Origin of the sequence: Natronococcus sp. CG52, assembly GCF_023913515.1 — an archaeon.
GTDB classification, from domain to species: Archaea; Halobacteriota; Halobacteria; order Halobacteriales; family Natrialbaceae; genus Natronococcus; species Natronococcus zhouii.
This window is the reverse complement of record NZ_CP099391.1, coordinates 3508972-3525713: the sequence shown is the minus strand read 5'-3', so window position 1 is coordinate 3525713 and position 16742 is coordinate 3508972. Positions and strand designations below refer to the sequence as shown.

At 65.6% G+C, this 16742-nt stretch carries 16 protein-coding genes; 13 read left to right on the top strand and 3 right to left on the bottom strand.

The window, feature by feature from the left end:
• Positions 1 to 100 precede the first annotated feature (100 nt).
• The 4 genes from NED97_RS17645 (at position 101) to NED97_RS17630 (ending at position 3100) form a co-directional block, all read left to right on the top strand.
• Positions 101 to 379, top strand: coding sequence for a hypothetical protein (locus NED97_RS17645; RefSeq protein ID WP_252488326.1), 279 nt, complete (start codon positions 101 to 103; stop codon positions 377 to 379).
• A gap of 68 nt (positions 380 to 447) precedes the next feature.
• Positions 448 to 1170 carry a TetR/AcrR family transcriptional regulator gene (locus NED97_RS17640; protein ID WP_252488325.1) on the top strand — a complete coding sequence of 241 codons (723 nt, stop codon included), beginning with the start codon at positions 448 to 450 and terminating at the stop codon, positions 1168 to 1170.
• On the top strand, positions 1167 to 2654 hold the full coding sequence (locus NED97_RS17635) for an MATE family efflux transporter (protein ID WP_252488324.1): 1488 nt from the start codon (positions 1167 to 1169) through the stop codon (positions 2652 to 2654). The genes NED97_RS17640 and NED97_RS17635 overlap by 4 nt, the downstream gene beginning before the upstream one ends.
• 95 nt (positions 2655 to 2749) lie before the next feature.
• On the top strand, positions 2750 to 3100 hold the full coding sequence (locus NED97_RS17630; protein WP_252488323.1) for a hypothetical protein: 351 nt from the start codon (positions 2750 to 2752) through the stop codon (positions 3098 to 3100).
• Positions 3101 to 3109: 9 nt separating this feature from the next.
• On the opposite strand, the gene NED97_RS17625 is transcribed toward NED97_RS17630, so the two are convergent.
• Positions 3110 to 4045 carry an NAD-dependent epimerase/dehydratase family protein gene (locus NED97_RS17625; RefSeq protein WP_252488322.1) on the bottom strand — a complete coding sequence of 312 codons (936 nt, stop codon included), beginning with the start codon at positions 4043 to 4045 and terminating at the stop codon, positions 3110 to 3112.
• A gap of 180 nt (positions 4046 to 4225) precedes the next feature.
• Here NED97_RS17625 and NED97_RS17620 point away from each other — a divergent pair, with 180 nt between their 5' ends.
• From NED97_RS17620 to solA, 4 genes are all read left to right on the top strand, one after another.
• Complete coding sequence (locus NED97_RS17620; RefSeq protein ID WP_252488321.1) at positions 4226 to 5464, top strand: MBL fold metallo-hydrolase; 1239 nt, start codon at positions 4226 to 4228, stop codon at positions 5462 to 5464.
• A 152-nt stretch (positions 5465 to 5616) separates the two neighbouring features.
• Complete coding sequence (locus NED97_RS17615) at positions 5617 to 6075, top strand: hypothetical protein (protein WP_252488320.1); 459 nt, start codon at positions 5617 to 5619, stop codon at positions 6073 to 6075.
• Between the two features lie 276 nt (positions 6076 to 6351).
• Positions 6352 to 6753 carry a hypothetical protein gene (locus tag NED97_RS17610; protein WP_252488319.1) on the top strand — a complete coding sequence of 134 codons (402 nt, stop codon included), beginning with the start codon at positions 6352 to 6354 and terminating at the stop codon, positions 6751 to 6753.
• Positions 6754 to 6788: 35 nt separating this feature from the next.
• Complete coding sequence (gene solA, locus NED97_RS17605; RefSeq protein ID WP_252488318.1) at positions 6789 to 7919, top strand: N-methyl-L-tryptophan oxidase; 1131 nt, start codon at positions 6789 to 6791, stop codon at positions 7917 to 7919.
• A 25-nt stretch (positions 7920 to 7944) separates the two neighbouring features.
• Here solA and NED97_RS17600 read toward each other — a convergent pair whose 3' ends face one another.
• Entirely contained in the window at positions 7945 to 8865 is a 921-nt protein-coding gene (locus NED97_RS17600; RefSeq protein WP_252488317.1) for an LLM class oxidoreductase, read from the bottom strand.
• 524 nt (positions 8866 to 9389) lie between these two features.
• On the opposite strand from NED97_RS17600, the gene NED97_RS17595 reads away from it, so the two are divergent.
• Positions 9390 to 12314, top strand: coding sequence for a bacterio-opsin activator domain-containing protein (locus tag NED97_RS17595; protein ID WP_252490649.1), 2925 nt, complete (start codon positions 9390 to 9392; stop codon positions 12312 to 12314).
• 300 nt (positions 12315 to 12614) lie between these two features.
• On the top strand, positions 12615 to 12947 hold the full coding sequence (locus NED97_RS17590; protein WP_252488316.1) for a DUF7344 domain-containing protein: 333 nt from the start codon (positions 12615 to 12617) through the stop codon (positions 12945 to 12947).
• 191 nt (positions 12948 to 13138) lie between these two features.
• Here the strand turns inward: NED97_RS17590 and NED97_RS17585 are convergent, their stop codons facing one another.
• Positions 13139 to 15106 carry an aconitate hydratase gene (locus tag NED97_RS17585; protein WP_252488315.1) on the bottom strand — a complete coding sequence of 656 codons (1968 nt, stop codon included), beginning with the start codon at positions 15104 to 15106 and terminating at the stop codon, positions 13139 to 13141.
• 243 nt (positions 15107 to 15349) lie between these two features.
• Here NED97_RS17585 and NED97_RS17580 point away from each other — a divergent pair, with 243 nt between their 5' ends.
• The 3 genes from NED97_RS17580 to NED97_RS17570 all read left to right on the top strand — a co-directional run bounded on the left by NED97_RS17580 (position 15350) and on the right by NED97_RS17570 (position 16734).
• The gene (locus NED97_RS17580) at positions 15350 to 15832 is read left to right on the top strand and encodes a deoxyuridine 5'-triphosphate nucleotidohydrolase (protein WP_252488314.1); all 483 of its coding nucleotides are present in this window, start codon (positions 15350 to 15352) and stop codon (positions 15830 to 15832) included.
• 67 nt (positions 15833 to 15899) lie between these two features.
• A complete protein-coding gene (locus tag NED97_RS17575) occupies positions 15900 to 16121 on the top strand; it encodes a hypothetical protein (protein ID WP_252488313.1) in 222 nt (73 codons plus the stop codon).
• Between the two features lie 112 nt (positions 16122 to 16233).
• On the top strand, positions 16234 to 16734 hold the full coding sequence (locus tag NED97_RS17570; protein ID WP_252488312.1) for a VOC family protein: 501 nt from the start codon (positions 16234 to 16236) through the stop codon (positions 16732 to 16734).
• The last annotated feature ends 8 nt before the right edge of the window (positions 16735 to 16742 follow it).

Here is a 16742-nt window from a genome sequence, read left to right as displayed (position 1 = left end):
GAGCGCTCAAAAACACATCGAAACGTGAGCAGACCAGAGCGAGGAGCCCACCGCCCTCTCGGTCGTTGCCGTTTAGCGCCTTCGGAGCGTATCACTGCCCGTGTCCATCGATCGCGACCGACTCGAGAGCCGGCTGCGCGAGGAGTTCGGCGGAACGGGCGGCCCAGCCCGCGTCGTCGCCCGCCAGGCCGCCGACCTCGCTGACGCCGGGCAGTACGAGGCGGACATCGGCGCCGAGCTTGCCGTCGAGGTCGTGATCGAGGAGCTCGAAGATGCGCCCGACGGCGGGCCGCCGGAGCGGTGGAACTGGTGGATCGGCTCGCTCGAGATCGCCTTCGGCGGCTACGAGGAGTTCGCCGTTCGCCGGTACCGGGAGTGAGCGTGGTACTCTCGCGCACCCTTTCGAACCGAAATACCCTTTATCGCCCCTGACTAACTAGTCAGTTAGTGACCGATCCGGACGTTCGCGCGTCGATTATGCGCGCAACCTACGAGGCCCTCTGCGAGCACGGATACACAGAGCTGACGGCACAGGATATCGCTGACAGGACGGACAAGAGCAAGTCGCTGCTGTTCTACCACTACGACTCCAAGGAGGATCTGCTCGCCGACTTCGTCGAGTTCCTCCTCGAGCGGTTCGACGACCGCGTCGAGGAAACCCGCGACCTGCCGCCGGTCGAGCGGCTGGCGACGTTCGTCGACTGGTTCCTCTACGGACCGGGCGAGGACGACCGCCAGTCGTTCCACGTCGCGATGCTCGAACTTCGAACGCAGGCGCCGTACAACGAACAGTACCGCGAGAAGCTCCGCAAGAGCGACGACCAGCTTTGCGATACGCTTGAGGAGATCCTCCGCGAGGGGCTCGAGTCGGGCGAGTTCACGGAACACGATCCCGAGGAGACGGCGTCGCTGTTGATCGCGACCTTCGACGGGGCGCGCATCCGCCAGCTAACCCTCGACCGCGACGAGTACTTAGAGCAGGTCCGGTCGGCGACCGTAACGTGGGTGTTCGACGACCTGCTCGCCGAGGACGCGTCGTTCCCGGCGGAGCGACACCCGAGAACGCTTCCCGAGGGCAACGGGGAGAACCGAGTCGCCGCCGGCGAGACTACCAACAACGAGGCTGACGGCGACGGCCCCGACGCCGGCAACACGGGTGACCGAGAGTGAGCGACGCAGACGGTGGGACCGATCGCTCGGTCAACGTCACCGACGGCGCGCTGTTCAAACCGCTGGTGGTCCTCTCGGCGCCGATCGTGGCCGGTCAGCTTCTGCACGTGGGATACAATCTCGCGGACACCTTCTGGGTCGGGCGACTCGGCGGCGACGCCGTCGCCGCCCTCTCGTACTCGTGGGCGATCGTCTTCCTGATGGTCAGCGTCGGCGGCGGGCTGACCGTCGCGGGGACCGTCCTCGTCTCCCAGCACAAGGGCGCGGGCAACTTCACGCAGTCCTCGCACGTCGCCGGCCAGACGCTCTCTTTCGTCACGCTCGTCGCGATCGCGTTCGCGATCGTCGGCTACGCGCTCTCGCCGTGGATGATGCGGCTGATCGGGGCGGAGCCGGGCAGCGACGCGTACGTCTACGCCGTTACCTACACCCGGATCATCTTCGTCGGGGTCTGTTTCATGTTCTGGTTCTTCATCTTCGACGCCCTCTCCCGCGGCTGGGGTGACACGCGTACGCCGCTGTACCTGATGCTGGTCAGCGTCGTCATCAACGTCGTCATCGATCCGCTCCTCATCCTCGGCTTCACCGAGAACCCGATGTTCGCTTGGATCGGGGCGACCGGACTCGAGACCGCCCTCTACGGCGCCACCGGCTTCGAGGGGTACGGCGTCGCGGGCGCCGCGGTTGCGACGGTGTTCTCCCGGGGTATCGCCGCCAGCATCGGCCTCTACCTGCTCTTTTCGGGTCGGGTGGGGCTCGAGCCGTCGCTGTCGGATCTGTGGCTCAAGGGAGAAACGGTCCGAAAGATCCTCGACATCGGCGCGCCGACGGCGACCGAGCAGGGCTTTCGCGCCTTCGGTATCACCGTGCTCACGGCGGTGATCGCGCTCGCCGGAACGGACGCGGTCGCCGCTTACGGGATCATCAACCGGCTCTCGTCGCTGATGTTCCTGCCCGCGCTCGGGCTCGCCCGCGGGACCGAGACCGTCGTCGGCCAGAACCTCGGCGCCGAGCAGATCGACCGGGCCAGGCGAGCGGTGAAACTCAGTTCGGTAGTGATCGTCTCGATCTTCGCCGTCGTCGTTGCGATCGCGTACCCGCTCGCCGAACCCATCACGGCGGTCTTTATCGAGGGCGAGGAGTCCGCGCAGGTGATCGAGTACGGCGCCGCCTACATCGTGATCGCCGGCCCCTCCTATCTGTTCCTCGGGGTCTTCCAGATCCTGCTCGGCGGGCTTCGCGGCAGCGGCTCGACCCGTGCAGCCATGCTGTTATCGATCCAGGAGCTCTGGCTGTACCGCATTCCGATCGCGGCGGTCGCGATCGTCGTCTTCAACATGGGCGTCGTCGGCGTCTGGTACGCCGTCGCGATCTCGTACGTCCTCTCGGCGATTGTCACCGCGGCGTGGTTCCTGCGCGGCACCTGGACCGAGAACGTCGTGAGCGACGAACCGGCCGGCCCGACGCCGGAACCGGGTGACTGAACGCTCGAGTACGGGTCATCCGGATTCCCGGCTCCCGGCACGCCGAGATCGGTTCGAGGAAAACACGGATTGTCTTCCGCGGTGAACGCACGGCCATGACCGATCGAACTCGATCACTCTGGCCGGCGTACCCGCTGTCCGCTCTCGTCGCCGGCCTCGGCCACTGGTATCTCGGCCAGTGGAAACGCGGCGTGGCCTGGTTCGCGCTCTACGCGCTCGCGCTCGCGTTTCTCAGCGCGCGGACGGTGTCGGGAGCGCTCGAGCCGGGCGAGCCGTTCGTCCTCGCCGCCCTCCAGTTCGAGACGGTCAGCTACACCGACGTCGCCGTTCCGCTCGCGGTGCTGATCGTCTGTCTGCTCGATATCTATCTCATCGGACTCACGCGTCGGGCGGGCGCATCGAGCGATCCGCCGACGGGCGAGCCCCGTTCGAACGGCCCGTCCTGACCGCGATCGTCAGGTCCAGTCCGGAGCCGCGGCCTCCTCCTCGATATCGTGCCACTCGTACGCAGGAGTCCAGTCGAAGAGCCGCTCGGCCTTCGCGTTCGAGAGCGCAGCCTGCCGTCCCTCGAGGTCGCACCGTTCCGGAACCTCGCCGCAGACGGTCTCGACGAGTTCGGTCGTCGGTCGGCCGAGGTAGTTCTCGTCGGCGACGCAGAGAACGGTCTCGTGGCCCTCGACGCCGGTCGCGAGTGCCGCCTCGACCAGCCGACTCACGTCCCGCACATCGACGTACGAGCCGAAGTTGCCGCCGACGTCGTCGGCCGAGAGCTCGTCGGTCTCCTGGGGCGGTCGGGTCCGGTGGCTGTCCGGGGCGAAGATCGTGGCGGGCTGGATCGTCGTCACCGACGCGCCGTCCCGGCGGGCGACGGATTTCGCGATCTCCTCACCGCACCGTTTCGAGAGGCCGTAGGCGTCGGCCGGCCGCCGCTCGTGGTCCTCGTCGATCGGCAGGGCGTCCGGGATCCACTCCTCGCCGAAGAGGGCACCGTAGCTCGCCTGCGAGGAGGTCCAGACGACGTCGACGCCGAGGCGGCCGGCAGCGACCAGCACGTTGTACGTACTCATCGTGTTGTTCTCGAAGATCCGCGTCGACGGGTTCTCGAACGGGTCGGCGATGCCGGCACAGTGGACGATCGCGTCCGGGTCGATCTCGTGGATCGACTCCCAGGTCGGCGCCTGTTCGCGCAGGTCGACGGCGCGGAACGTCGCGTTCGCTCGCGTCCCCTCGGGTCGCTCGAGGTCGATCCCGACGACCTCGACGCCCTGGTCCGCGAGTCGATCGACGATCCACGAGCCGACGCCGCCGATCGCCCCCGTGACGATCGCCGTCTCGACGTCGCGGTCGAATTCCTCGCTGCGGTCGCCCGTTGCGTCTTGATCAGCCGTCATGAGTGTCCCGTTAGCATAGATCCACCTAAGCGTGCGGCAGTCTCTTCCCGGCCGCCGCTCGGGCGTGTCGGGCCGTCGGTCGGACAGTACACTGTTCGTCAGAGGCTGACGGGTGCAGTCGGAACCGCGCGGAGGCGGTGAACCAACGGAGGCAAACCGCTCGAGCGAGAACGAGCCGCCATGGACGTTCAGTTCCTGGGTGGGGCCCGCGAGATCGGTCGGAGCGCGGTGCTGATCGACGACTCGCTGCTGCTGGATTTCGGCATGGACTCGGGGAACCCGCCGTCGTTTCCGATCGACGACGTCGACCCCGACGCGGTCGTCGTCAGCCACGGCCACCTCGACCACGTCGGCTCAGTCCCCACCCTGCTGTCGGGCGACACCCGCCCGACGATTCACTGGACGCCGCCGACCTACGACCTCACGATGGTGCTCGCACGAGATACCATCGAGCTTCACGGGGGAACGTACGACTGCCCGTTCACCGAGGCCGAAGTGGCTCGCGTCACCCAGGTTTCGGAGACCCACGGCTACCGCGAGCCCTTCCGCGCCGCGGGATACGAGATCACCTTCTTCGACGCCGGCCACGTTCCCGGCAGCGCGCACGTCCTCGTCAGCGATGGGGAGACGCGACTGCTCTACACCGGCGACTTCCACGCGGAGAACCAGCAGCTGCTCTCCGGAACGACGGCTCGCCCCGACGCCGACGCCGTGATCTGCGAGAGCACCTACTCCGACACCACCCGGCCGCCGCGAGCCGAGATCGAAGCGTCGTTCGTCGACAGCCTCGAGACGACCCTCTGGGAGGGCGGCACCGTCGTCGTCCCCGCGTTCGCCATCGGTCGTACCCAGGAGGTGCTCTGCATCTGCGAGGAGCACGACCTCGAGTGCTACGTCGACGGAATGGGCAAGCGCGTTACGGACCTGTTCCTTCGCGATCGAAACCGCGAGTTCCTGCGCGATCCCGACCTCCTCCGCCGAGCGAAGGGCAACGCCCGGTTCGTCGACGGCCGCGACGGGCAACGGGAGCGAATCGCCGAACAGAACACGGTAATCGTCACCACCAGCGGGATGCTCCACGGCGGCCCCGCGATGACGTACGTGCCGGCGATTCGCACGCACCCGACGAACAAGATCGCCATGACGGGCTACCAGGTCGAGGGGACGCCCGGCCACGAACTGTACGAGAGCGGCAGCGCGGTGATCGACGGACGGGCGATGCGGGTCAGCGCCCAGGTCGAACAGTACGACTTCTCCGCACACGCGGATCGCGAGGGGGTCCGCGCGTTCCTCGAGTCCTACGCGGACGCCTCCATCCTCGTCAATCACGGCGACCGCTGCGAGGCGTTCGCGGCGGAACTCCGGGCGGACGGGTTCGACGCCAGTGCGCCGCCGCTCGGCGATCGGCGGACGGTCTGACGCGGGGCTTCGCCGACCATCATCTCTCCTCGACGGGATTCTCATCCCTCCTCGACGAGATTCTCATCCCTCCTCGACGGGCGTCCCTTGATAGCCGTGCGCGACAAACTCCCCTACGACGGTCCGCAGCCTGCCCCGCGGGGTGGCCGCTGATGGCGCGGGTCCTGCTCTGCTACGGGACGAGCGAGGGACAGACGGCGACGATCGCCGAGCGGATGGGCGACGCCCGTGTCTCGTGCGCACTCATCGGGCTGACGAGGACTCGAGGGACCCGCTCCTCTGTACGGTTCGCTGTCGTAGACCGGTCGGCTGTGCTCGGACCGCTCATACACGCGCTACACCGTCGTCGTGATCGAGACGGGTCGGCGGACGACGCGGACGGCGAATCGGACCGGGAGTCGGCCGTCGGGCCGCGCCGACCGCGGTGGTGGATCATCGCTGCCCTCTCGATGACCGCGGTGTACCACACCCGCGTCCGGCCGTGGCACCGTCGGTGGGTGACGACCCCGCGGGAGGTCGTCGGCTCGCTGCCGGGCGACGAGTTCGTCCAGGAGCCTGCGAGCCGGGTCACCCACGCGATCGAGATCGACGCACCGCCCGACGAGGTCTGACAGCGGCTCGTCCAGCTCGGACAGAACCGCGGCGGCTTCTACGGGACGATTCCGTCGAGTACACGTTCGACTGGACCTCTGTGTGGTGGAAGTCGCCGGACTGTCGCGGCGACTCCCACAACCAGTTACAGCCGAACGTGTAGCACCGTCGCGACTGCCGACTCTTGCGAGGCGGACCTCCGATAACCGTTCGTAACCGAGCCCGCCTGCGAGAACCGGCACCGGTTGCCGGCCCTGAAACCTCTTTTGAGGCGTTCGTCCTCGGAACGAGGACGTATGACCGCTGACCATGACGATCTCGAGCTCACCGATGTCGAAGAGGACGCCCTGCACGAACTCCAGCTCGGCATCGAGTACGTCCACCGGGCCTACGGAACCCTGCTCCAGTTCCACCACGAACTCGGCCACGCGATGGATCGGATGGGCAACGCCGAGGACGAGTTGCGCGAGGCCGGTCACGAGGAGTGGGCGAACCAGCTCCGGGACGACCACCTCCCCGCGGGAGCGGTCAGCGACCAGTGGACGTTCGAACTCGTCGAGGAGTTCTCGACGGCGTTTCTCGAGGAGGTCGACGAGTTCGAAGACGAGGTCAGAGACGAACTCGCGGACGGGATCGAACACGTTACCGAGCGACGACAGAAACGGCAGTTGCGCGACCGCGCGCGACGCGACGACTGAAAAGCGTTTTCGAACCCCGCACCGTACGCTCGCCCATGAGTGATCGGTACGACGCCATCGTCATCGGCGTCGGCGGAATGGGGAGCGCCGCGACCGCCCACCTCGCTGAGCGCGGCGCCGACGTGCTCGGCCTCGAGCGCTACGATATCCCGCACGGCTACGGCTCCTCGCACGGAATCACCCGAATTATTCGACTCGCCTACTGCGAGCACCCCGCCTACGTCCCGCTCCTGCGGCGGGCGTACGACCTGTGGCGGGATCTCGAGGCCGAGCACGACGAACAGCTGCTGTACCAGACCGGCTCGATCGACGCCGGGCCGGCCGGCCACCCGCTGGTCGAGGGCTCGAGGCGCTCCTGTGAGGAACACGACCTCGAGTACGAACTGCTCTCGAGTGCGGAGCTCACGGACCGCTACCCCGGCTACCGGCTGCCCGACGACTACGAGGCGGTTTACCAGCCCGACGGCGGCTACCTCGTTCCCGAGCAGTGCATCGTCGCACACGTCGACCGGGCCCACCGTGCGGGCGCGACGATCCGCGCCCGAGAGCGCGTCGTCGACTGGCAGCCGACCGCCGACGGTGGCGTCCGCGTCGAGACCGACTACGACACGTACGAGGCCGATCGGCTCGTCGTCACGGCCGGCGCGTGGGCCGCGCGGTTCGTCGACGAACTCGAGAGCGTCGCCGTTCCCGAGCGGCAGGTGCTCGCCTGGCTCCAGCCCGCGGAACCGGACTACTTCGCGCCCGACCGGTTCCCGGTCTGGAACCTGCATGTCCCGGAGGGGCGGTTCTACGGTTTCCCGATCCACGGCGTGCCGGGGTTCAAGTTCGGTCGCTACAACCACCGGGAGGAGACCGTCGATCCCGACGCGTTCGAGCGCGAACCGACCCAGGAGGACGAGCGCATTCTCCGCTCGTTCGCCGAGCAGTACTTCCCGGACGGCGCCGGGCCGACGATGCGGCTGAAGACCTGCCTGTTCACGAACACGCCGGACGACCGCTTCGTTCTCGACACGCTGCCCGAGCATCCGCAGGTGGCGGTCGGCGCCGGTTTCTCCGGCCACGGCTTCAAGTTCGCGAGCGTGATCGGCGAGATTCTCGCGGACCTCGCCCTCGACGGCGAGACCGACCACCCGACCGAGATGTTCTCGCTGGATCGCTTCTGACGAACCTTCGAGCCGGCGAGTCCGGCTACACCTGGTCGATGATCTCCTCGGCGAACGCCGACAGCGCCCGCTCCCGGTCGTCGTTCTGCAGGCCGACGATCGCGTGGTCGAGTCCGTACCCCTCGAGTCGCCGGAAGTAGTCGCGGTACCACTCGACGCCGGCGCGGAAGCCGAGGTGCAGCGGCTCCGGTTCGGCCGCCGGATCGTCGGCGAGTTCGACACGGATCGCGATCGCGAACGGTTTGTCGTTCGTCGCCTCGCGCCACTGCCCGATGTAGGACTCGAGCGTGGGCTCCGGAAGGTGGTAGAACAGCCAGCCGTCGCCGTGCTCGGCGATCCAGTCGTCGGACTGACGGGCGTTCCCCGTCGGCAGCAACGGTATCGTCTCTTCGGTCGGCGTCGGAACCACGTCGAGGTCGCCCTTGAGACGGCCCCATCGGCCCTCGAGTTCGGGATAGTCCTCGCGCCAGACGGTCCGCAGGGTCTCGACGCTCTCGCGGAACAGTTCGCCCCGATTCTCGGCATCGACGTCGAAAGCGGGGTACTCCGGATCGCGGTCGCCCGAGGCGACCCCGAGGACGAGCCGACCGTCGGAGAGTCGGTCGACGGTCGCGGCCGACTTCGCGACGTGTAACGGGTGGCGAAGCGGGAGAACGACGCTCGAGGTGCCGAGCGCGACGTCGTCGGTGTGGGCGGCGACGTGCGAGAGCCACGGCCAGGTGTCGAACGTCTGGCCGGCGTCGCCGAACTTCGGCCAGTAGGTAGGGACGTCTCGCGCCCAGAGGCCGTCGAAGCCGACCGACTCGGCGCGTTTCGCGAGCCGGATCTCCGCGGTGGGGTCCGGAGTCGAACGGTTCGTTCCCGTCAACGGAAAGCCGGCGCCGAAGGTCAGTCCGTCCTGATCGAATAACCGCCGATAGCCCGCGTTTGCGTGTCCGGAGGGCATTCGCTCGAGCTATCGGTTCCGTCTACATGACGCTGTTCGTTCCGGACCGTCATCCGGACCCTCGCGCTCGTCTGCGGGTTCGAACCGAACGCCGCCGTCGTCGATTGCCAGGGCGGAGCCGCTCGATTCGATTTTCCGTCGACAGAATTCTTTTACTCGTTCGTCTCTATCCGGAGGTATGGGTTCGTCCGCACCGTCACCGACTGCGGTCCTCGAGGTGGTCGACGATCTCGCTCCGCCCGGAACGCCGTTGACGACGCCCGAGGTTGCCGCCGAATTCGACTGTACGCCCCGGACCGTCTACAACAAACTGGACGCGCTCGTCGACGACGGGGTACTCGAGACCAAGAAGGTCGGCGCTCGCGGACGCGTCTGGTGGAAGCCGGTTCGGCCGCGCGACTATGCCGGCGCGTCAGAACCGATAGCCGAGGACGACGGTATCGCGCAGCGCGAGCGAGCGAGCGAGCGGAGACGCGAACGAGAACCGCGTTGCGTTCGAACGCCGGGCGAGTTTTCTCGACGCGATACTCTCCAACGTCGACGATTACGTCTACGTCTGGAACAGCGAGAAGGAGTACGTCTACGCGAACGAGCGTCTGGAAGCGTTTTGGGGGATGAGTCGCGACGAATACGTCGGGAAAACCAATCGAGAACTGGGACTTCCGCCCGAACTGTGCGATCGCTTCGAGCGGGTTCTCGAGAGCGGGGAATCCACGTCCGGCGAGATTTCCCACACCGATCCGTCCGGGACGAGCGGCTACTACGATTACATCTTCAGCCCGATCTGCAGCCAGGACGGCAGCGTCGAGTTCGTCGCCGGCATCTCCCGCGACACCACCGAGCGAAGGCGGGCGGAAGCGAACGCCGCCGAATCGACCTTCCGCCAGTTGTTCGAAAAGGCGCCCGGCCTCTACCTCGTCGTGACGCCGGAAAACTACGAGATCGTGGCGGTGAGCGACGCGTACCTGGAGGCGACGATGACGGAACGGGAGGAGATCATCGGAAAGACGCTGTTCGAGGTCTTCCCGCCCGATCCCGACGATGCGGACTCCGTGGGCGTTTCCAGATTACGGGAGTCGCTCGCCAGGGTCGAAGCCGAGCGACAGGCCGACATGATTCCGGTAACGTACTATCCGATTCCGCAGCCCGAATCCGAAGGCGGCGGATTCGAGGATCGGTGGTGGAGTCCCGTCAACTCGCCCGTGTTCAGCGCCACGAACGAGATCGACTACATCATTCACCGCGTCGAGGACGTCACCCCGGTCGTTCAGCAACTCCGAAAAGACGACAGGGAAGACGCACTTCGAGGTCTCGACGTCGATAACTCACACCTCACGACGGACGTCATCCTACGCGGACAGGAGTTACACCGGATGAAAGAGCGAGCGTACGAACGACTGCGCGAGAGCGAGGAGCGCTACCGGACGCTGTTCGAATCGATCGACGAGGGCTTTTGCGTCCTCGAAAGGCTCGACACCGATCCGGGGGAGCCGACCGACTACCGGTACGTGGAGACGAATCCCGCGTTCGAAGCGCACTCCGGGTTCGACGACGCGGTCGGGAAGACCATTCGAGAAGCGATTCCGGGAGCGTCCGAGGAGTGGTTCGAGCCGTACGATACCGTTCTTCGGACCGGAGAGCCGGTCAGATTCGAACACGAACTCGAGGCGCAGGGACGGATCCTCGAACTGTACGCGTTTCGGGTCGAGGACGGGTCGAAGGAGCAAGTCGGGGTGATCTTCCAGGATATCACCGACCGCAAGCGGACCCAGAACGCCATCGAACGGCTCAACGAGGTGAGTCGGGAGTTGATGGAAGCTGAGGCACTGGAGATCCGCGACCGGGTCGCCGACATCGCCCGGGACGTACTCGGCGTCGAGTACGCCGCGCTGTGGCGGTACGATGAGACGTCCGGAGAACTCCAGCAGGGCATCAGTCGGATCGATCCGGAAGCAAACGTCGATTCGATTCGCCTCCCGGACGGACTCTCGGATCGGATCTGGCAAACGTTCATCAGCCACGATATCGCCGTCGACAACGATATCCCGACGTCCGAGAGTCGGCCGTCGGCGTCGCTGCTCCGGAGTAGCGTACTCATTCCGCTCGGCAGACACGGTGTTATCTGTCTCGCCTCGACTCGCACCGGGATGTTCGACGAGACGATCGTCGACATCGCGGGGACCATGGTCGGAACCATCGAAACGGCGCTGGACTGCGCCGAAGGCGAACGGCGACTGGAGCAGCAAAACGAGGAACTGACGCGTCTCGACCGACTCAACGGCCTCATTCGGGACATCGACCAGGCGCTAGTGCAGGCCGACACGCTCGAGGCGATCGACCGGGCCGTCTGCGAGCGATTGGCGGACTCTGACCGGTTCGAGTTCGCCTGGATCGGCGAGTACGACGCGGTCACCGACGCGATCGAACCGCGAGAGTGGGCCGGTATCGACGGCAGCTACGTGGACGGGCTCACGATCACGACGGACGGGAGTTCGAACGGCGAGGATCCCATCGCTGCCGCGGTTCGGACGCGGGAAACCCACGTCGTCGCGGATATCGCCACCGACCCGCGAGCCGGCTCGTGGCGAGAGGCCACCCTCAAGCGGGGTGCCCGCTCGTGTATCAGCATCCCGCTGGTTTACGAGGAGTCACTGTACGGCGTCGTGACCGTCTATGGCAGGACCCCACAACCCGACGAGCGCGATCACGAGGTGCTGGCGGAACTCGGCAGCACGATCGCCCACGCGATCAACGCCGTCGAAACCAGAGAGACGCTCCAGGCGGACAGCGTCGTCGAACTCACGGTCCGGTCCCGGCAGGCGGACACGCCGCTGTGTCGGTTCGCACGGCAGGCGGGATGTACGATCGAGTTCGAGGGATTCGTTCTCCAATCGGAGGGTGACGTCGCAGCCATCTTCTTTATCGCGGCGGGCGTCTCGCCGGACGAGCTCTCGACCGTCGGCGAGCAGTCCATCGCTATCGAGGAGCTGACCTGTCTCTCCGAACACGAGGAAGGCACGCTGATCAAGGCACAGCTGACCGACCCGACGCTCGCATCGCAGTTTCTGGAGCAGGACGTAGTGGTTCGCTCGCTCACCATCGAGGAGGAAGTCGCGACCGCCGTCGTCGAACTTCACCAGACTGCAGAGGTCCGGGAGTTCATCGAGCGTCTTCGAGAAACCGTCACTGACCTGGAACTGCTCGCACGCCACACCCGTAGCCGGCCGCTCGAGACGCAGCACACGTTCCGGACGGCCTGCGTGGATCGTCTCACACCCCGGCAGGAGGAAGTCCTCCACACGGCCTATCGGAGCGGATTTTTCGAGTCGCCTCGCGCCCAAACGGGCAGTGAACTCTCCGACGCGCTAGACATCTCTCAGTCGACGTTCTCCCATCACCTCCGGGAAGCAGAACGGAAACTCTGTGAGCTAACGTTCGACCATCCCTGATCGTGTGACATCCGTCGTGTCCATACGCTCGTCTAACTATTCCGTTCGAGGACTGTTCTCGGTCGCTCGTTCGGATGATCTCCGTTGCATCGAAATCGACGGGTTACACGCCGGAATTGGGCACGAACGTCACTCTCTCGTGTCGACAACGCGGGTGCACACTCTAGATAGTTCGGGGCCTCCGTCGTCTACCTCCGACATATTCGTAATCATTCTTTCCCTCACCGCCGCTGAAGCTACAGGTGTGATTTCGGATTTCGACAGGCAGAACTCGGAACGGAGCGTAGCGGGTGGGCGTGCATGAGACAGCGACAGTCCTCGAAATCGTCGCTGGACGCGATTCTCGACGTCTTGACGGATGGGGACCGACGCAGACTGCTCGTCGCGCTACTGGAGCGCAACTCTCAGGACCGTCCGAGTCTGCAACTCCCCGATGACATCGCGCTCGAGGAGGAGCAACTGGAATCCCTCGACGTGCGGATGCACCACGTGCACCTCCCGAAACTCGAAGAAGCGGGACTCATCGAGTGGGACCGAGCGACGAACGAGGTCCAACGAGGTCCGCAGTTCGAGGAGGTCCGTCCGCTGTTAGCCCCGATACGCGATCAGATCGAAGGCGTTCTCGAGGAGTGAATCCGAGTCGCGGTCGCTCGATACTCCCGTTATCACGTTGCGTTTCTGTCCGGTGGCTTCTCCCCCAAGGCTAAAGCCCACGGCTTTAGCTTTGACTCTCCGTAACACGCTTCACCCGCTCTCGGTAGGATACAGTCCGCTACCGGTTTCGACGCCGCAAAAAAACGGAGTATCGACGCGTCGCGTCTCGATCAGTCGTCGGCCGTCGCGGCGCCGCTCTCTTCAGCCTGATCTTTCGTCCAGGAGAGTTTGCCGCCGGCCGCGAGGATTGCGCGCTCGCGTTCGGAGGCGTCCAGCGTCGCCGTGTACTCGTCGCCGTTGACGCGGACGGTGAACTCCTCCTGTCCGCTGGTGACGGCGTCGTAGACGTCGTCGACGATCTCGATCTCGTCGCCCTGGTCGATGTCCTCGTAGGTGTCCTCGTCGATCGTCAGCGGGACGATCCCGAAGTTGAAGAGGTTCGCGCGGTGGATCCGGGCGAAGCTCTGTGCGAGAACGCCCTCGATACCGAGGTACATCGGACAGAGGGCGGCGTGCTCGCGCGAGGAGCCCTGACCGTAGTTCTCACCGGCGACGAGGAAGCCGCCGTCGGCGTCCAGTGCGCGCTGAGCGAACGTGTCGTCGACGCGCGAGAGCGTGAACTCGGAGAGCTTGGGGACGTTCGACCGGTACATCAGGATGTCCTGCGTCGCAGGGATGATGTGGTCGGTCGTGATGTTGTCCTCCATCTTGAGCAGGGCCTCGCCCTCGATCTCGGAGCCGAGCTGGTCCTTCAGCGGGACGTCGCCGATGTTCGGGCCCTTGATGAGTTCGTCGTCGACGGCCTCGTCGGGTGCGATGAGGTCCGTCTTGGAGCCGTCGTACTCGTCGGGGAGTTCGACGCCGGGTGCCTCGAGGTCGCCGAGTTCGTCGGCGAGGTTGCGCGGGTCGACGATCTCGCCTTTGAGCGCCGCGGCGGCGGCGACCTCCGGCGAACAGAGGTAGACGTTGTCGTCTTCGATACCCGAGCGACCCTCGAAGTTGCGGTTGAAGGTTCGCAGGGAGACGGAGTCCGAAGACGGAACGTGACCGATGCCGATACAGGCACCGCACGTCGCCTCGGAGAAATTGACGCCGGCGGCCATCATCTCCGCGACCCAGCCCTCGCGGGCGAGCATCTCGGAGGCCTGCTTGGAGCCGGGTGCGACGATCGTCTCGGTTTCCATCGAGGTCTCGCGACCCTCGAGCATCTTGGCGACGGGGAGGATGTCCTCGTAGCCACCGTTCGTACAGGAGCCGACGATGACCTGCTCGACGGATTCGCCTTCGACTTCGCTGACGGGAACGACGTTGTCCGGCATCGAGGGCGTGGCGATCAGCGGCTCGAGGTCGGAGAGGTCGACGACGATCTCGTCGTCGTACTCGGCGTCGTCGTCGGGCTGGAGTTCGACGTACTCGTCGCCGCGGTTGACGCGCTCGAGGTAGTCCTCGGTCTGCTCGTCGGTCGGGAAGATCGACGTCGTCGCGCCGAGCTCGGTACCCATGTTGGTGATGGTCATGCGCTCGGGTGCGGTGAGCGTCTCGACGCCGGGGCCGGTGTACTCGAGGATCTTGCCGACGCCGCCCTTCACGGAGAGGCGACGCAGCATCTCGAGGATGACGTCCTTCGCGGTGGCCCACTCGGGGAGCTCGCCTTCGAGGCGTACGCTGACGATCTCGGGCATCTCGATGTAGTACGGTGCGCCACCCATCGCGACGGTGACGTCGATCCCGCCAGCGCCGATGGCGAGCTCGCCGAGCCCGCCGGGCGTCGGCGTGTGGCTGTCGGAGCCGAGCAGCGTCTTGCCGGGTGCTGCGAAGTTCTCGCGGTGAACGTTGTGACAGATACCGTTACCGGGGCGAGAGAAGTGAGCGCCATATGTGCCGGCCGCAGAGCGGAGGAAACGGTGATCGTCGGTGTTCTTAAAGTCGAACTGGTAGGTCTGGTGATCACAGTACTGGGCTGCAATCTCGGTCTGGACTTCGTCCAGTCCCATCGCTTCGAACTGGAGCCAGACCATCGTTCCGGTGGTGTCCTGGGTAAGGACCTGATCGATCTCGATCCCGATCTCCTCGCCGGTCTCGAGTTCACCCTCGACGAGGTGATCGTCGAGAATCTTTTCGGTGAGAGTTTGTCCCATAGCATTCGAATCTCGGCCGTCCGTCCTGATAAATCCAGCGTGTTTCTATCGGGATCGACCGTGTCATTTCCGCACACTCGGTGGTGTTTCGCGTAAGTATTGCCGTTCGAGTGGACGTTCGTGAGTTCGCGCGTCGACTCGACTCGTCGACTCGTTACGGCGGCCCCGGGGGTATGCCGAGACGGCCTCTCACGATCGGTGTGAACGAACACGTTTTTCTCGGTGCCGACACGTATCGAGTTCATGTTCCGTTCCGGCGCATTCGTCGCCGACCACGTCTCCCCGACGACCGACGACCAGATCCAGCCCAACGGCGTCGACCTCACCCTCGACGTCGTCTTCGAACAACTGGAGCCGGGTCGTATCGGTCGGGACGGCAAACAGATCGGTGACCGCGTTGCCCGCCCGCTCGAGGAACTCGAGCAGAAGGCTCCCGACACGTACTACCTGCCCCAGGGCGTCTACGTCGCCCGCTACAGCGAACGCATCGAGATCCCCGACGGCCACATCGGATTCGTCTACCCGCGCTCGTCGCTGATGCGCAACTCGTGTATGCTCAACACCGCCGTCTGGGATGCGGGCTACGAAGGTCGCGGCGAGGGGCTGTTGCAGGTCCACCACGACGTCGAAATCGCCCGCGGCGCTCGCATCGCCCAGCTCGTGTTCGCGGAAGCCGACCACGAGGACGTCTACGACGGCAGCTACCAGGGCGAGAACCTCGATTGACGACGAACTCGTTTTAGCAGGCGGCCGGGTGCGTACACTTACGGGGTCGGTCGTGCAAACACCGGTTATGGATCGCGAGCGAGCGAACGCGCCGCTGACCGCCTTCACCGTCGAGCTTCCCGACGCACCGGAACGAGGGATCCGTGTCGAGTGTGACGAACACGGTGAGTTCGAGGTGTTCGAACCGGGGTACCAGACGGTTCCGTTCTACTGTGCGGGGTGTGGATACGAGCTCGAAATCACCGTTCGCGATTCCCACGAGTGGCGGGATTTCGGCGAGCGGTGCTGATCCCCGAGCGGAAACGTAGAGTCGATCCAGAGGCGGCGTCGAGCACCCGGCGAGAAACGCAGCCGCGGTCGCCGGCCCGCCTTTCACGGCTCCCAGCGTGGTACGTGACCGTATGTCCGGACGAAACGACGGCACCGCCGCCGAAACCACCCGAGCGACGCTGGTCGGAATCAACCACGTCGCGCTCGAGGTCGGCGACATCGACGACGCGCTCGAGTTCTACGGCGACCTCTTCGAATTCGAACTCCGGAGCCGATCGGAGTCGAAGGCGTTCGTCGACGTGGGAGATCAGTTCATCGCGCTCGCGGAGAGCGGGGAGCGCGACCGCGACGAGCAGCGCCACTTCGGACTCGTCGTCGACGATACCGATGCCGCTTCGCGGCGACTGGACGCGGTCGGCGTCGACCGACTCGACGTGCCGGGTCTCGAATTTCACGATCCCTGGGGCAACCGCGTCCAGCTCGTCGAGTACTCTGAGATTCAGTTCACGAAGGCCGACCACGTGCTCGAGGGGATGGGGCTCGACGGACTCGAGAAGACCGAGGAGGCGCTCTCCGAACTCGCCGGGAAGGGACTCGCTCCGGATCGCGCGGCGAGCGGCGACGAGGACTGAAGCGGCGG

Coding starts and splice junctions, on each gene's coding strand:
- NED97_RS17615 (WP_252488320.1), top strand. CDS start 5,617: ATGGCGCGGGTCCTGCTCTGCTACGGGACGAGCGAGGGACAGACGGCG.
- NED97_RS17625 (WP_252488322.1), bottom strand. CDS start 4,045: ATGACGGCTGATCAAGACGCAACGGGCGACCGCAGCGAGGAATTCGAC.
- NED97_RS17580 (WP_252488314.1), top strand. CDS start 15,350: ATGTTCCGTTCCGGCGCATTCGTCGCCGACCACGTCTCCCCGACGACC.
- NED97_RS17620 (WP_252488321.1), top strand. CDS start 4,226: ATGGACGTTCAGTTCCTGGGTGGGGCCCGCGAGATCGGTCGGAGCGCG.
- NED97_RS17575 (WP_252488313.1), top strand. CDS start 15,900: ATGGATCGCGAGCGAGCGAACGCGCCGCTGACCGCCTTCACCGTCGAG.
- solA (WP_252488318.1), top strand. CDS start 6,789: ATGAGTGATCGGTACGACGCCATCGTCATCGGCGTCGGCGGAATGGGG.
- NED97_RS17610 (WP_252488319.1), top strand. CDS start 6,352: ATGACCGCTGACCATGACGATCTCGAGCTCACCGATGTCGAAGAGGAC.
- NED97_RS17585 (WP_252488315.1), bottom strand. CDS start 15,106: ATGGGACAAACTCTCACCGAAAAGATTCTCGACGATCACCTCGTCGAG.
- NED97_RS17600 (WP_252488317.1), bottom strand. CDS start 8,865: ATGCCCTCCGGACACGCAAACGCGGGCTATCGGCGGTTATTCGATCAG.
- NED97_RS17570 (WP_252488312.1), top strand. CDS start 16,234: ATGTCCGGACGAAACGACGGCACCGCCGCCGAAACCACCCGAGCGACG.
- NED97_RS17590 (WP_252488316.1), top strand. CDS start 12,615: ATGAGACAGCGACAGTCCTCGAAATCGTCGCTGGACGCGATTCTCGAC.
- NED97_RS17630 (WP_252488323.1), top strand. CDS start 2,750: ATGACCGATCGAACTCGATCACTCTGGCCGGCGTACCCGCTGTCCGCT.